This is a genomic window from Enterobacter hormaechei subsp. hoffmannii (assembly GCF_001729745.1).
Lineage (GTDB): Bacteria > Pseudomonadota > Gammaproteobacteria > Enterobacterales > Enterobacteriaceae > Enterobacter > Enterobacter intestinihominis.
Map to the genome: position 1 here is coordinate 3004139 of NZ_CP017186.1, position 15653 is coordinate 3019791.

Here is a 15653-nt window from a genome sequence, read left to right on the forward strand (position 1 = left end):
CTGGCTATGATGCTGCACTTTGTGATCGCGCGCACGGAAGCCTGCCCCTACCAGCGAATTGTTATGTCATTACCTCACTCGTCTGTACCCCAAGAAGGCCATGTCGCCACCGTTTTACGTTCGCCTCAACGTCTGATGCGCGAAACCCTGGCCGGCGTGATTACCGCGCTGGCGCTGATCCCGGAAGTGATTTCGTTTTCCGTGGTCGCGGGCGTGGATCCGAAAGTGAGCCTTATCGCCTCCGTGGTGCTCTGTTTCGCCCTTTCTCTGCTCGGCGGGCGTACGGCCATGGTGACGGCGGCGGCCGGTTCCGTCGCGCTGGTGATTGGCCCGATGGTCCATCAACACGGCGTACAGTACATTCTGCCCGCGGTGGTGATGGCTGGCGTGATTCAGATCCTGTTCGGCGCGCTGGGAATGGCGCGGCTGATGCGCTTTATTCCCCAGTCGGTGATGACCGGGTTTGTTAACGCCCTTGGCATTTTGATTTTCTTTGCCCAGGTGCCCCATTTCTGGAGCCGAAGCCCGCTGATAGTGGGCCTGTTCGTGCTGACGCTGCTGATTGTGCTGTGGGTGCCACGCTATATCAAAAGCGTGCCCTCCCCGCTGATTGCCATTGTGCTGCTGACTTTGTTCACCGTCACCAGCGGGCAAATCCTGTCAACGGTAGGGGATGAAGGCTCCATGAGCGGCGGTTTGCCGGGCTTTACGCAACTGCTGGTGCCGCTCAATCTGGAAACCCTGAGCATTATCTGGCCGTGTGCGCTAAGTATCGCTTTTGTTGGCCTGCTCGAATCGCTACTGACGGCTAAGCTGGTGGATGAACTGACCGTTACCCCTTCAAGCAAGCGCCGCGAGAGCATCGGTCTGGGCGTGGGGAATATTATGGCCGGGTTCTACGGCGGCATTGCGGGCTGCGCGATGATTGGGCAGACCATCGTTAACGTGGAGATGGGGAAAGGCAGAAGCCGTATCTCCACCCTTGCGGCGGGTATCGTACTGCTTGTGCTGGTTACGGCGCTCAGCGAGGTGATGGCCAAAATCCCGATGGCGGTACTGGCGGGTATTATGGCCATTGTGGCCGTCAAGACCTTTAGCTGGCATAGCGTTCAGCCCGGCACGCTGAAAAACGCGCCGGTGGCTGAAACCGTCGTGATGCTGGTGACGGTTGTGGCAACGGTTTACACCGGCAACCTGGCGATTGGCGTGCTGGGCGGGATTGTGATGATGTTCATCCTCCCTGCCCGACTTAAGCAAAAAGCGCTGGCTACAGAAGAAAAATCGTCGCCAGTCCAAGAAAAATAAAGAAACCGCCGGTATCGGTAATGGCGGTGATCATCACGCTCGACCCCACCGCGGGGTCGCGCCCCAGCCGGGTCATCGTCAATGGGATAATCACGCCCATCATCGCCGCCACCAGCAGGTTCAGCACCATCGCCAGCATCATGACCCCGCCCAGCGCCATATCATCGTACAGCCACCAGGTAATGCCGCCCATGATGCCGCCCCAGACCAGGCCGTTAATCAGCGCGACGCCCATCTCCCTGAAAATCAGCCACGAAAAATTACCCGGCTGAATGTTTTCCAGCGCCAGGGCGCGAACGATCATGGTGATAGTCTGGTTGCCGGTGTTCCCGCCGATCCCCGCCACAATCGGCATCAACGACGCCAGGGCCACCAGCTGGGAAATGGTATGTTCGAAGCCGTCAATAACGCGGGACGCCACGAACGCGGTGCATAAATTGATGGCGAGCCACGCCCAGCGGGTTTTGACGGCCTTGCCGACGGAGGCATGAACATCGTCTTCGGCACTGATACCGCCAAGGGCACGCAGGTCGTTATCGGTCTCTTCATAGACCACGTCAACGATCTCATCAATGGTCAGACGCCCCATCAGCTTGCCCACCGAATCCACCACCGCCGCGCTCACCAGGTCATCACGTTCGAAGGTACGCGCCGCTTTTTCGGCATCGTCTTCCGGCGAGAAGACCATCGGCTCGGTTTCCATGACCTCACTTACCCGCTGCTGGGTGCTGTTCAGCAGGATCGTTTTCAGCTCCAGCTCCCCGAGCAGGGTTTTATCCCGCGAGGTGACGAACAGTTTATCGGTGTTGTCCGGCATACTGCCCAGGCGACGAAGATAGCGCTGCACCGTACCCAGGGTGACGTCCGGACGCACGGTGATGACGCCAAACTCCATGATCGCGCCGACGCTGTTTTTCTCGTAGTGCATCACCTGACGCACGCGCGCCCGCTCCTCGGCAGGCAGGGAAGCCAGCAGGCGTCCGGTCAGGTTGCGCGGAAGATGCTGAACGAGGTAAATCTGCTCATCGATATCCAGCGTTTGCAGGGCGTCAAGAATGTCCCGGTCGCTCATCTCATCGATAAGGTCATCCCAGACGTTTTCCGAGGCTTCAAGCAGCACCTGACCGCGCTCATGATCCTGCACCAGCCGCCACAGGGCGTGGCGCTCCTCGGAAGGCAATGCCTCCAGGGTATCCGCCAGATCCGGAGGTGGTAAATGTGCAACCAGCGCACCTACCTCAGCAATATCGTCGGCCAGCGTGCCGACATCATATTGCTCAGCCAGGGTTAGCTTACCCAATAACGTTGACGTGACCGCTTTATCGGTCGTCAGGAGCCAGATGAGCCGCGCACGCTCCTGGTCACGCTGCCTGGCGCTGTTTTTCTTTAATACCGACATCAATCATAAATCCATTAAATGAGTTGGCGTTAAGCATAGCGCGGGGATATGTAAATAAGAATAAACGGCGGGTCGGGATGGAGAAAAAAACGGCATATATGAAAAATGAGTGTGCCGGGGGCCACCCGGCACAATTGCAATCAGGCCGTGCGCGCCACCGCGTCCCGTGACGCCGCATCGCGCTCATCGCCGGTCAGCTCGCTCAGTTTGCCGTCGCGCATCTCCAAAAGACGGTCGGCGTGAATGAAGTAGTGATCGTCATGGCTGATGGCAAAAATGGTTTTCCCCATCGCCTGCATCAGCGGCAGCAGGACCTGATAAAACTCGCGACGGAAGTGCGGGTCCTGATCGGCGGCCCATTCATCCAGCAGGATGATGTCGCGCTCTTCGGCCAGCGCCAGCAGCAGCGCCACGCGCTTCTTCTGCCCTTTCGACAGCTTGAGATTCAGGATTTTGCCATCCTGTAGCTCCAGCTTGTGTGACATTTGCAGATGCGCAAGCCACTTCTCCACCAGCGCCGGATCCGCCTGCTGCCCTTCCGGGCCCAGCAGCCGGTCGAACAGCCAGACGTCGGTAAATACCGCCGAGAAGAGCTTGCGGTAGTCCTCCGGTTTCTCCGCGCTCAGCGCTTTGCCATCCAGCAAAATTTCGCCTGATTGCGGCTGGTAGAGGCCCGTCAGCAGCATCGCCAGCGTGGATTTGCCGCTGCCGTTACCGCCGATCAGGAACAGCAGTTCGCCGCGGTGAATGGTCAGATTTATCGGCCCCACGGAGAAGGCGTTATCCTGATAGCGGAAGGTCACGTTACGCAGCTCAAGCGTTTGCCAGTTCGGAAAGGCCTGCGGGCGCGGGAACTCAGACTTAAACGGCGCAAGGTCGAACTTCTTCAGCTTGTTGAAGGCAACCTGTGCGCTCAGCAGCGTCGGTAGTGCGCCAACGGCCGACAGCAGCGGCGTGCGTAAAAACAGCAGCGTCAGGGAGTACGTTGCCGCCACGTTGGTATCCGCCCACCCCAGGCTGTTCGCCATCCAGAACACCAGGCCAATGGCACCCAGCATCATGATGTTGGACCAGTTCACGGCGCTCAGGTGGAACGTATCGGCGCGAATAATGTGATGACGATATTCGTGCGCATCCGGGATATAGAGATGGTTGAAGATATGTTCGGCGCGCTCGCGGTTCAGCGTCAGCTCTTTGCGCCCTTCCAGCACTGTCTGATAATCGTTATAGAGCTTGTCTTCCGTTTCGCGCAGCACCGCCATGTGCTTATAGACGCGTGATACCAGCAGGAACCCGCCCCAGATGGTAATAACAATCCACAGCGCCGTTACCGCCAGCATTTTGCTGGAGAGCCAGGCGAGATAGGCTGCCGAGCCAAAGGTCAGGATGATCCCCTGCACCAGCTCCGGCAGGCGCACAAAGGCGATGGTAATGGCGCGCACATCGCTGGTCAGCCCCGCCAGCAGAGAAGCACTTCCCAGCTGTTCGATGCGTTCCACTTGAGTATCAAGGATCCGTTTGATGAACTCGCTGCGCAGACGGAAAACGAAGTGGTGGCCGAGCGCGGTCAGCGCCAGCTGTGACCCGAGCGTGACTGCCATCAGCAGCAGCAGTAAACCCAGAAATTCCGGCAGGACGGAGAGTGACGTGTCGACCATTTCGATCAAACGCACGTTAATGAAGGCAATCAGGCCGATCCCCAGCGCCGCGCTGGCAAGGCTTAGCGCCATCACCGCGATAAAAGGCCAGCGATACTGCCGCCAGACAAGAAGAAGTAGTTGCATGCAGAGCAATCCGGACAAGAAAAATCAGCCAGCAGTGTAAACTGCCTTTCACACACATCAAGAATAATTCTTATTTTTATTCTCTGTACGCTGCCTGGCGGAACGTGAGGTTGTAGCGAAACGCCCCCGCCACCGGGTGATCGCCATTTTTAAGCGGCTGAATGCCGTGATAAAAAAGCCGTGATTCACCGCCCCAGACCACCACATCGCCATGCTCCAGCATCAGCCGTTTGAGCGGGTCGTTGCGCCGCAGGCCGCCAAACTGAAAGACAGCGGGCAACCCAAGGGATACCGAGACAATCGGCGCGCGCAGGTCAGGCTCGTCCTTATCCTGATGCAGGGAGAGTTTTGCGCCGACGGCATAGCGGTTGATCAGACAGGCATCGGGACGAAAATCAGGATAGCCGGCCGCGACGGCGGCATCGTGACACAGCGCCTGAAACGCCTCCGGCATCGGCGGCCACGGCCTATCCGTCAGCGGGTCGTTCGCGGCATATACATAGCCCCGCTCATTCGTCGCCCATCCCAGTTCGCCGCAGTTGGTCATCGCCACGGACATGGTATACCCGCCCGGCGTGACCATATGGCGAAACGGCGAACGGGCGGTGACGGTATCAATACCGTCGAACAGCGCCGCCGCGCGGGAAAGCGCAAAACGTCTCAGGATCGTCGCCCCCGGCGCGAGCGGCTCCTGCCAGGGTTCAGCATCAGCAAAAAGATCGAGCATTATCCCTCCGGGTTGTTCGCCTCACGTTTCAACAATAGCACCTTACGCGCTGCGCCCCAGCGATAACCCGACAGCGCACCGTCGTTACGCACCACGCGGTGACAGGGGATAACTATCGCCAGTTTGTTGGCTCCGCAGGCCCCCGCCACGGCACGTACGGCATTGGGTTTACCAATGGCCTTCGCCACCTGCTGATAGCTTGCCGTTTCACCGCAGGGGATAGCCCGCAGCGCCTGCCAGACCTGCTGCTGGAAGGCGGTACCCCGGATATCCAGCGGTAACGTCAACGGCGTCGCGCGGCTGTCGACAGAGGCAATCACCTGACGAACACGCCCGGCAAATGCGCCTTCCATCGGTTCACGGACGGCAAGCGGAAACAGTGAGAGCAGCTCAGCCGTCAGCCCGGCGTCGTCATCACCCAGCAGTATTGCGCAGATCCCGCGCTCGCTTTCCGCCACCAGACAGTGGCCCAGCGAGCAGTCGCTGATGGCATAGCGGACCGCAGCCTCTCCGTTACGGTACTGTTTCGCCGTCATGCCCAGCGCGCCGTTGGCTTTACGGTAGTAGCTGCTGCCGTCCGGGAAGCCAGCGGCCAGTACGGCGTCGGTGATTTTACCGCCCTGTGCAAGCAGGCTACGCAGGCGTTGTTCACGCGCAGCCTGCTGCCATGCTTTCGGCGTCATGCCGGTAACGGATTTAAACAAGCGGTGGAAATGGAACGGACTCATGCCAACCTGCTGCGCCAGTGCCTCCAGGTTCAGCGCGGCATCCTGCTCAAGCAGTCGGCAGGCCAGCGCAACGTTGGCCTTTTTCTGCGCCATAGGGTCGACCTGGTCCGGCCTACAGCGCTTACAGGGGCGGAAACCCGCCTGCGCGGCCTGGTGAGCATCAGGATAAAAGCAGACATTTTTACGCAGCGCGTGGCGGGCACGGCAGGACGGACGACAATAAATGCCGGTCGTCTGCACGGCAAAGACAAACTGGTTATCCGCACGCGGATCGCGGGCCAGAACAGCCTGCCAGCGATCCTCATCGGTAAGATAGGTTGTGTTTTTCATCATCGGCTCCTCTTACAAGCATACGCTCAGCTTGCCTGAACGCCACCGAACAAAAACCCGCAACCTTGCTTTTTAATTTTTTTCGCTCACCAGGAAGCTGTTGAACTGCGGTGAACTCCAGGTTTTAAACCCGTCAGCCTCTTTGGTGATCATATAAACGGCCAGCCCTTCCTGACGTACCACCTCTTTGGCCTTCTCCGTGCCGAGCACCATCAATCCGGTATCCCAGGCGTCGGCTTCCAGCGCAGTTGGCGCTATCACCGTCACGGACACCAGGTTGTGGGTAATCGGGCGTCCGGTTTGCGGATCAATCACATGCGAGATACGTTTGCCATCCAGCTCGTAATAGTTGCGGTAGCTTCCGGAGGTGCTGATACCGTGCCCGTTGATGTCGACAATCGCCTGCACCGCGTTCTGCTGATCGGTTGGTTTTTGGATGGCCACTCGCCACGGCCTGCCGCTGGCGTTCATGCCCCGGCTGACGAGCGCGCCCCCGACGGAAACCAGATAACGGGGAATACCTTCCTGCGCCATCAGGGCCGCGAGATGATCCGCAGCATACCCCTCGCCTACCGTGGAGAGATCCACAAACAGGTCGGGAATGTCTTTTTGCAGGTATTGCTGACCGTACTGGGAGATCACCGCCAGATGCTGTAACCCTGTACGCGCGCGGGCGTCGTCGATGGCGGCTTGATCGGGTGTGGTCACCGGCTGCTTGTTGGGGCCAAATCCCCACAGGTTCACCAGCGGCCCAACGGTCACATCCATTGCGCCGTTGGTTTTGTAGCCCACGCGCATGGCTTCCGTGACGATATCGGCCATTGCTTCGCTCACCGGCCACAGCGAGGTGCTGCTGGAGCGATTGAAACGCATCAGCGCTGAGTCATTTTTATAGGTAGAGAGTAACTGATCGTCGGCATCCAGCTGCGCCTGAATTTTACCGCGTAGTTCTTCAGCGCGGGATTTATCGATATTCATCACGCTGACGCGCCAGAAGGTCCCCATGGTTTTCCCTTCCAGCACCGTCGCGGCGGGTGCGTCGATTTTTGCGGGCTGTGTAGAAGAGTCACACGCGGTCAGGAGTAAAAAAGTCGCCAGAACGCTGGCGCGTAAAAAAGTCATATCCATTGGTTATTATCCTCATGCCAGGGCGGCAAGAGTACACTAAAACAGCGTATTTGAAGACCCTAAAAAAGCATGAAAAAAGGGGCCTGATGGCCCCTTTGTTGCAGTATGAGCAATTAGAACTGGTAAACCAGACCCAGCGCGACGATATCGTCAGTACCGATACCTGTCTGACGGGTGAAGTCATTTTCATCCAGCAGGTTGATTTTGTAATCAACATAGGTGGACATGTTTTTGTTGAAGTAGTAAGTCGCACCCACGTCAACATACTTCAGGATATCCTGATCGCCATAGTTTTCGATGTCTTTACCTTTAGACTGCAGGTAAGCCACGGATGGACGCAGGCCGAAGTCGAACTGATACTGAGCAACCACTTCGAAGTTCTGCGCTTTGTTAGCCCAGCCCTGATCGCCAACGCGGGTCGCGTTGTAAGTCTGAGTATACTGTGCAGCCAGGTAGATGTTGTTCGCGTCGTATTTCAGACCACCGGTGTAGGTCTCTGCGCGATCGCCTTCACCGTAGTAGCCCGCAGCGTTCTGGTCAGCAGTACGTTTAGAACTGGTGACTGCCGTACCGAGTGCGAAGCCTTCGCCCAGATCATAGGTCAGAGAGCCGCCGTAGCCATCACCGTTCTGACGCAGTGCCTCACGACCGTTGTTGGTCTGGCCTTCGCCGCTTGCGCTGCCGTTTTTACCCTGGTACTGCAACGCGAAGTTCAGACCATCAACCAGACCGAAGAAGTCCTGGTTACGGTAGGTCGCGAAGCCGTTACCACGCTGCTGCATGAAGTTGTCAGAACCGTAGGTATCGCCGCCGAACTCCGGCAGAACGTCGGTCCAGGAAGTCACATCGTAAACAACGCCGTAGTTACGACCGTAGTCGAATGAACCCGCATCAGCGAATTTCAGACCTGCGAACGCCACACGCGTCCATGAGTTGTTTTCGTTCTCACCAGAGTTACCCTGGATCTGGTATTCCCACTGGCCGTAACCGGTCAGCTGGTCGTTAACCTGAGTTTCGCCTTTGAAGCCCAGACGCATGTAGGTCTGGTCGCCGTCTGCACTGTCGTCATCAGAGAAATAGTGCAGGCCATCCACTTTACCGTACAGATCTAATTTGTTGCCGTCTTTGTTATAAATTTCAGCCGCATTTGCTGCGCCTGCCACCAGCAGAGCTGGTACCAGGAGGGACAGTACTTTAACTTTCATTTTATTAACCCTCTGTTATATGCCTTATTATTTACCACTGCTTACTGGTCAACCCTCTTAACCAGTCGGCAAGTTCATTCTCCTCAAAAATGCAGAATAATCCAACAGGAATATGATACGAAAACTTTGAAGATGTTTCACTTTACCATCAAGATGTTTCAATATGTAAATTTCAAGGAACTTTCACAAAGCATCAAAAGTTTAAAAATATAGCACGGATAATCAAAATAAAAATATATCCTATAAAATTCAAAAGACTAACTTAAAAAAGAGTACAGCACTGAATGACAAAAAAATTCCCGTCAACACCACTAAAATAACCCTCGCTATCATCATTAACTTTATTTATTACCGTCATTCAGTTCTGAATGTCTGTTTATCCCTAATTGAACCGGATGCTCCGCATTCGGTTTTTTTTTACCTTTCTTTACGTCAACAGACATTTTATGTGCTACCCGTCTGTAATGATAACGACTATTAACTAAATCCATCGCCCGGCGTTTACAGATTTTCCTTTTCACTTTCAAAATTAATTTCTTGTTAATTCGTGCTATTTTACTGCCATTGTAACAGCATATTTGTACATTTCACTGGGTTTTGTACATCTTTCACACGGATGACGTTGAAGCGGGTTGCGACAGATAAAAAGTCAAGGTCATACCGATAACGACGCTGGAAATTCAGTTATTACCCTTTATACTGCCCTATCCCATTACCGCGCGGCCATTACGGGTTAAACACATCGATGAGTCAGACTGAAACTACCGCCCCGAGCAAATTCTCCCTTCTACCGGGCAGCATCACCCGTTTCTTTCTTCTGTTGATCGTTGTGCTGTTAGTCACAATGGGAGTGATGGTTCAGAGCGCCGTGAATACCTGGCTTAAAGATAAAAGCTATCAAATTGTCGATATCACCCATGCGGTGCATAAGCGCATTGATACGTGGCGCTACGCGACCTGGCAAATCTACGACAATATCGCCGCCGCACCTGCCACCTCATCAGGCGAAGGGTTGCAGGAAACGCGCCTTAAGCAGGATGTGTATTACCTTGAAAAACCGCAGCGTAAGACGGAAGCCCTGATTTTCGGCTCGCACGACAGCGCAACGCTTGAGATGACGCAGCGGATCTCCTCCTATCTGGACACCTTGTGGGGCGCCGAGACCGTACCGTGGTCCATGTATTACCTGAACGGTCAGGACAACAGCATGATCCTGATCTCGACCCTGCCGCTTAAGGATCTCTCGTCGGGCTTTAAAGAGACCACCGTTGGCAGCATTGTCGATTCCCGTCGGGCAGAAATGCTGCAACAGGCCAACGCGCTGGACGAGCGCGAAAGTTTCTCGTCATTACGCCGTCTTGCCTGGCAGAATGGCCACTACTTTACGCTGCGAACCACCTTTAACCAGCCGGGCCATCTGGCGACCGTGGTTGCCTTCGATCTGCCAATTAACGATCTTATCCCGCCGGATATGCCGCTGGACAGTTTCCGACTGGAGCCAGACAACAGCACCCAAAATATGCGCACGCCGTCGGATAAAGAAGGCCCGGACAGCGTAGCGATCTCCTTTAATGGCTCGAAGATTGAGATTGCCTCATCGCTCAACTCAACCGGTATGCGGCTGGTGTGGCAGGTGCCTTTTGGCACCCTGATGCTTGATACCCTGCAAAACATTATGCTGCCGCTGCTGTTGAATATCGGCCTGCTGGCGCTGGCGCTGTTTGGCTACAGCACCTTCCGTTTCCAGTCGGGCCGCCAGAGCGACTCGACGTCGGTATCAGCCGGGACCAGCAACGAGTTGCGTGTTCTTCGTGCCCTGAATGAAGAGATTATTTCCGTGCTGCCGCTTGGGGTGCTTGTTCACGATCAGGAAGCAAACCGGACGGTGATGAGCAACAAAATTGCCGATCACCTTCTGCCGCATCTTAACCTGCAAAATATTACGGCCATGGCGGACCAGCATCAGGGCGTCATTCAGGCCACCATTAATAATGAACTGTATGAGATCCGTCAGTTCCGCAGTCAGGTCGCCTCGCGCACGCAAATCTTCATCATCCGCGATCAGGATCGCGAAGTGCTGGTGAATAAAAAGCTCAAGCAGGCGCAAAGGCTGTATGAGAAAAACCAGCATGGCCGCGCGGCGTTTATGCAAAACATTGGCGATGCCTTTAAACAGCCGCTGAAGTCACTCGCCACGCAGATTGCTGATTTAAGCACGCCGGAAAGCCGACAGCTTAGCAGCCAGGCCGACTCGCTGGTTCGTCTGGTGGACGAAATCCAGCTTGCGAACATGCTGGAGAATGACATCTGGAAGGGCACCCCTACGCTCTTCTCCATCCAGGATCTGATTGATGAGGTGGTTCCGGAAGTCCTGCCGGTGATCAAGCGCAAAGGGCTCCAGCTGCTGATCAACAACCATTTACCGGCCAACGACGAGCGTCACGGCGATCGCGATGCGCTGCGTCGCATCCTGATGATGTTGATTCAGTATGCCGTCACCACGACACAGATCGGCAAGATCACCCTTGAAGTCAGCACCGATGAGTCCACCGACGATCGTCTGACGTTCCGTATTCTGGATACGGGCGAAGGCGTCACCGTGAGCGAAATCGATAACCTGCACTTCCCGTTCCTGAACGATACCCAGCGCGACCACTACGGTAAGGCGAATGCCCTCACCTTCTGGCTCTGCGATCAGCTGGCGCGTAAGCTGGGCGGTCATCTGAACATTAAGGCGCGCGAATCCCTCGGCACCCGCTACTCCTTGCATGTTAAAATGGCGGCGAATCCTCAGGAAGAGGATGAAGAGCGTCTGCTGGATGATGTGGTGGTGATGGTGGACGTGACCTCCAGTGAGATCCGTAATATCGTCGTTCGTCAGCTGGAAAACTGGGGCGCGTCCTGCATTACCCCGGACGAAAGGCTCGCGAGTCAAGAATTTGATCTATTTTTAACTGATAATCCGTCTAATCTTACTGCCTCCGGCTTGCTTTTAAGCGATGATGAGCCAGGCGTGCGGAAAATCGGCCCTGGGCAGCTGCGCGTCAACTTTAATATGAGCAATGCAATGCAGGAAGCTGTATTACAACTGATTGAAGAGAATCTGGCGCAGGAAGAGATCCTGGAGTCACCGTTAGGCGGCGATGAAAATGCCGAACTCCATGCCAGCGGATATTATTCGCTCTTCGTTGATACAGTACCAGATGATGTTAAGCGGTTGTATACTGAGTCCGCTGCGCAGGATTTTGCAGCGCTGGCACAGACAGCACACCGGCTTAAAGGGGTGTTTGCCATGCTTAATCTGGTTCCCGGCAAGCAGTTATGTGAAACGCTGGAACATCTAATTCGTGAGAAAGATGCCTCTGGCATTGAAAAATACATCAGCGACATTGACGCTTACGTCAAGAGCTTGCTGTAGCAAGGTAGCCTTATACATGAACAATATGAACGTAATTATTGCCGATGACCATCCGATTGTACTGTTCGGTATTCGCAAATCACTTGAACAGATCGAGTGGGTGAATGTAGTCGGTGAATTTGAAGATTCCACAGCCCTTATTAACAACCTGCCTAAACTTGATGCGCACGTGCTCATTACCGATCTCTCCATGCCTGGGGATAAATACGGTGATGGGATTACGCTCATCAAATACATTAAACGCCACTTCCCGGACATTTCGATCATTGTTCTGACCATGAACAATAACCCTGCGATCCTGAGCGCCGTTCTGGATCTTGATATTGAAGGGATTGTGCTGAAACAAGGCGCACCTACCGATCTGCCTAAAGCGCTGGCGGCGCTACAGAAAGGGAAGAAATTCACGCCTGAGAGCGTCTCACGCCTGCTTGAAAAAATCAGCGCAGGTGGCTATGGCGACAAGCGTCTCTCGCCTAAAGAGAGTGAAGTTCTGCGTCTGTTCGCTGAAGGTTTCCTGGTTACTGAAATCGCCAAGAAGCTGAACCGCAGTATCAAAACCATCAGTAGCCAGAAAAAATCCGCGATGATGAAGCTGGGTGTGGATAACGATATCGCCCTGCTGAACTATCTCTCTTCCGTGACGCTGAGCGCAACGGACAAAGATTGATCGTCGCTGTCTACGCCGGGTGACCCTCGCGGTTACCCGGTCTAAAGACCCCGTAGGCCCGCGCAAGCGCAGTGCCGTCGGACACATAAAAAAGGCCCTTTCGGGCCTTTTTTATTGTCTCGCTTTTCGCACCCGCTCCGCATACACGGATAGCGTCTGCTTCAGTACATCCAGCGTGACCGGCTTCGACAGGCAGCTGTCCATTCCCGACTCCAGACAGCGCTGCTTCTCCTCCGCCAGTGCGTTGGCTGTCACCCCCACCACCGGCAGCGTCAGCCCCAGCTGTCGGATACGCTGCGTCAGACGATAGCCGTCCATGTTAGGCATGTTCACATCACTGAGCACAATATCAATATGATTCTTACTTAAGACATTCAGGGCATCCACGCCATCATTGGCCGTTTTACACTGATAGCCCAGAGAGCCAAGCTGGTCTGCGAGCAGACGACGGTTAATCGGATGATCGTCGACGACCAGAATCATCATATCGTCATTCACCGATGCCAGCTCATCAGGGGAAGCCAGCACGGTAGCGCCATCGCTGTCCTCAAGCTGTACGCTGTAAATACGCGCCAGCAAGCCCAACATTTCGTGCGGTGTCGCCACACTGTGCACCCATACCCCGGGCGAACGCTCAATCGGAATACCGATATGACGGCGGCAGAACATCACCACGCCCCGCCCCGCCCACGCCTTGTCTGGCTCAACGTCAGTAATCAGCATGTCATCTGCGTCCGGCGTCTGGCCTTCATAGCGTGAGACCCGCACACCGCTGCTGGTCAGCATCGAGGTCAGGAAATCATGTAAGGAGGCGTTGTGCACCGCCAGCCAGCAGTGCTTTTCGCTCAGCCCGTCGACCGTGGTTTTCACCGGATAGTGTGCCGAGTAGAGCGGGATACGGATGGTGAACTGGCTGCCCATACCCGGCTCGGTATCGACGGAGATATCCCCGTCCATCATGCTGATAAGCTTCTCGCAAATCGCCAGACCCAGCCCGGTCCCCTGGAAATTACGCTGGACGCCCGTCCCCACCTGGAAGAACGGATCGAACAGGCGAACGACCTCTTTCGCCGGAATGCCAACACCCGTGTCGCGTACGCGAATAGTCAGGTACTCCCCTGCCCGGCAGACATGCAGCACAATACAGCCGATATCGGTGAATTTGATGGCGTTGCTTAGCAGGTTCGAGATGACCTGTTGCAGACGCATCGGATCGCCATGCAGCGTCAGCGGCACATCCGGCTCGATAAAGCAGTACAGCCCCAGCTGTTTGCGCACCACCAGCGGCAGATAGTTGGCGCTGATATGGTTCATCACCTCGCGCGGGGAGAACTCACGCGGTTCTATTTTCAACTGCTCGGATTCAATTTTAGAGAAGTCGAGAATATCGCTGATAATTTTCAGCAGCAGGCTGGACGAGTTGTTCATCGCCGTCACCAGGCGGTCGACCCCTTTCGGCAGCTCTTTGGTCTGGAGAAGATCGAGGTTACCGATAATGCCGTACAGCGGCGTACGCAGCTCATGGCTGACGGTCGCGAGGAACATCGATTTCGACTGGCTGGCCTGCTCCGCCGCCTGCGCCATATCCTGCAATGACTCTTCCATCTTAACGCGCGCGGAGACGTCCACCAGCACGCAAATCGCCACGTTTTCATTGCGGTAGCGCGAATGGACGAAGCTGATTTGCAGGTTGGTGTGGGTGCTGGTCAGCACATCCACAAAGTTAACCTGTTGCCCACAGATGATCTGCGTTAACCGCTGGCGGTCTTCATGCGTGAGCATGTTCAGGTAGTTATGGGCAAGCTCGTTACTGAGGATATTTGTCCCGTCCTGAGTACGCAGGATACAGATCCCTACCGGCGCCGAGGCGACAATCTTACGGTTAAACTGCTCGTGCTCCTCCAGACGCTGAGCATCCGCTTCCGCCGGAATAAAGATCCGCCGCTCATACATTCTCGCCAGCATAAACAGCGCGACGCCTACCGCGATGTTCAACAAAATGGCGTTAAGGATCAGGATGCGAATGCGCTCCAGCACCTTGTCCACCGGCAGCGAATAGACAATGCTCAGCGACGATGGCGGTAAACTTTTCTTCAGCACCAGCTCGCGGAACCCGGAGGTATAGCCAAACCATGACCGCTCCTGCATCCAGCTGGGCTCCACTTTCAGGCGGTTTTCAGGCCCGGTAAGGGAGATGAGTGGGTGGCCGTTCTCATCCAGAATGGTCACGCCCATCGGCAGACTGCCCGGCGTGAAGAAGTTTTCCATGCGGATGGTTTGTTCAATCCCCAGCAGCGCTTGCAGGCGGTTTCCGAGGTAAACCGGAGTCAGGGCATAGAAATAGCCGACGCCCATGCGCGGCCCCTGGCTTATCCAGAAGATGTTGTTCCCGCGCTCTTCCTGAGGCGCATTGCGGTATTTCACTATGCGCTCATGCAGGCTTTTCAACGCGTCTTCGCGTTCGACGGGCATATCCCGCAGACCGAAGTCCGCCATGCAGAGATTTTCGTTGCCAATCAGGTAGACGCGGTTCAGATCGTAAGCGGCCGAAAAATTATCGCGCCAGTAGCGCATAAACCATGACAGGGACTCCAGTGAGCCACGCCAGGCTTTGCCCATCGCGGAACAATCGGAGTCCGGGAAGAGCGGTTCGAAATCAGGTACTTCGGTTTTTTCATCCCGACCGCGGAGGGCAAGAATGCCGTTCTCCGCCGTCAGTCGATTCTCAGCGATATACTTAAGCTCTTTCATCACATCAGACGTGCGCTGGATATAGCGCTGGGCCTGATCCGAGCTTAAGTTAAACTCCTGGCGGATCTCCGCTTCTTTCTGGTGTAACGCGTTAACGATGTAAAACACCGAGAGCAGTGCCACCAGCAACCATAGCAGTAGCGCAAGCGCCCGAAACAGATAGCGAGAGACTTTTAACGTGGTACGAAAGGAGACGAGGTATTTCAAAGGG

10 protein-coding genes are annotated in these 15653 nt (G+C 55.4%); 3 read left to right on the forward strand and 7 right to left on the reverse strand.

The features are described 5' to 3' along the window. Window positions 1-9 precede the first annotated feature (9 nt). Window positions 10-1305, forward strand: coding sequence for a SulP family inorganic anion transporter (locus BFV65_RS14065; protein ID WP_069597110.1), 1296 nt, complete (start codon window positions 10-12; stop codon window positions 1303-1305). Here the strand turns inward: BFV65_RS14065 and mgtE are convergent. The 6 genes from mgtE to BFV65_RS14095 form a co-directional block, all read right to left on the reverse strand. Continuing rightward, a complete protein-coding gene (gene mgtE, locus BFV65_RS14070) occupies window positions 1268-2704 on the reverse strand; it encodes a magnesium transporter (RefSeq protein WP_006811337.1) in 1437 nt (478 codons plus the stop codon). The two genes, BFV65_RS14065 and mgtE, sit on opposite strands and share 38 nt — an antisense overlap. A 140-nt stretch (window positions 2705-2844) precedes the next feature. Continuing rightward, window positions 2845-4488 (reverse strand): multidrug ABC transporter permease/ATP-binding protein, encoded by a 1644-nt coding sequence (locus BFV65_RS14075; RefSeq protein ID WP_046619099.1) that lies wholly within the window; start codon window positions 4486-4488, stop codon window positions 2845-2847. 76 nt (window positions 4489-4564) lie between these two features. Then, the gene (alkB, locus tag BFV65_RS14080) at window positions 4565-5215 is read right to left on the reverse strand and encodes a DNA oxidative demethylase AlkB (protein ID WP_023300603.1); all 651 of its coding nucleotides are present in this window, start codon (window positions 5213-5215) and stop codon (window positions 4565-4567) included. Further along, window positions 5215-6273, reverse strand: a complete 1059-nt coding sequence (gene ada / locus BFV65_RS14085) for a bifunctional DNA-binding transcriptional regulator/O6-methylguanine-DNA methyltransferase Ada (RefSeq protein ID WP_023300604.1) — start codon at window positions 6271-6273, stop codon at window positions 5215-5217. The genes alkB and ada overlap by 1 nt, the downstream gene beginning before the upstream one ends. A 72-nt stretch (window positions 6274-6345) precedes the next feature. After that, window positions 6346-7401 carry an FAD:protein FMN transferase ApbE gene (gene apbE, locus BFV65_RS14090; protein WP_045620899.1) on the reverse strand — a complete coding sequence of 352 codons (1056 nt, stop codon included), beginning with the start codon at window positions 7399-7401 and terminating at the stop codon, window positions 6346-6348. 113 nt (window positions 7402-7514) lie between these two features. Next, window positions 7515-8606 carry a porin OmpC gene (locus BFV65_RS14095; protein ID WP_046619097.1) on the reverse strand — a complete coding sequence of 364 codons (1092 nt, stop codon included), beginning with the start codon at window positions 8604-8606 and terminating at the stop codon, window positions 7515-7517. Between the two features lie 745 nt (window positions 8607-9351). Between BFV65_RS14095 and rcsD the strand changes: the two genes are divergently transcribed. Both rcsD and rcsB read left to right on the forward strand, forming a co-directional pair. Further along, window positions 9352-12024, forward strand: a complete 2673-nt coding sequence (gene rcsD, locus BFV65_RS14100; RefSeq protein WP_023300606.1) for a phosphotransferase RcsD — start codon at window positions 9352-9354, stop codon at window positions 12022-12024. 16 nt (window positions 12025-12040) lie between these two features. After that, window positions 12041-12691 carry a response regulator transcription factor RcsB gene (gene rcsB / locus BFV65_RS14105; protein ID WP_003859405.1) on the forward strand — a complete coding sequence of 217 codons (651 nt, stop codon included), beginning with the start codon at window positions 12041-12043 and terminating at the stop codon, window positions 12689-12691. Window positions 12692-12802: 111 nt separating this feature from the next. On the opposite strand, the gene rcsC is transcribed toward rcsB, so the two are convergent. Further along, entirely contained in the window at window positions 12803-15649 is a 2847-nt protein-coding gene (gene rcsC / locus BFV65_RS14110) for a two-component system sensor histidine kinase RcsC (protein WP_023300607.1), read from the reverse strand. Window positions 15650-15653: the final 4 nt, after the last annotated feature.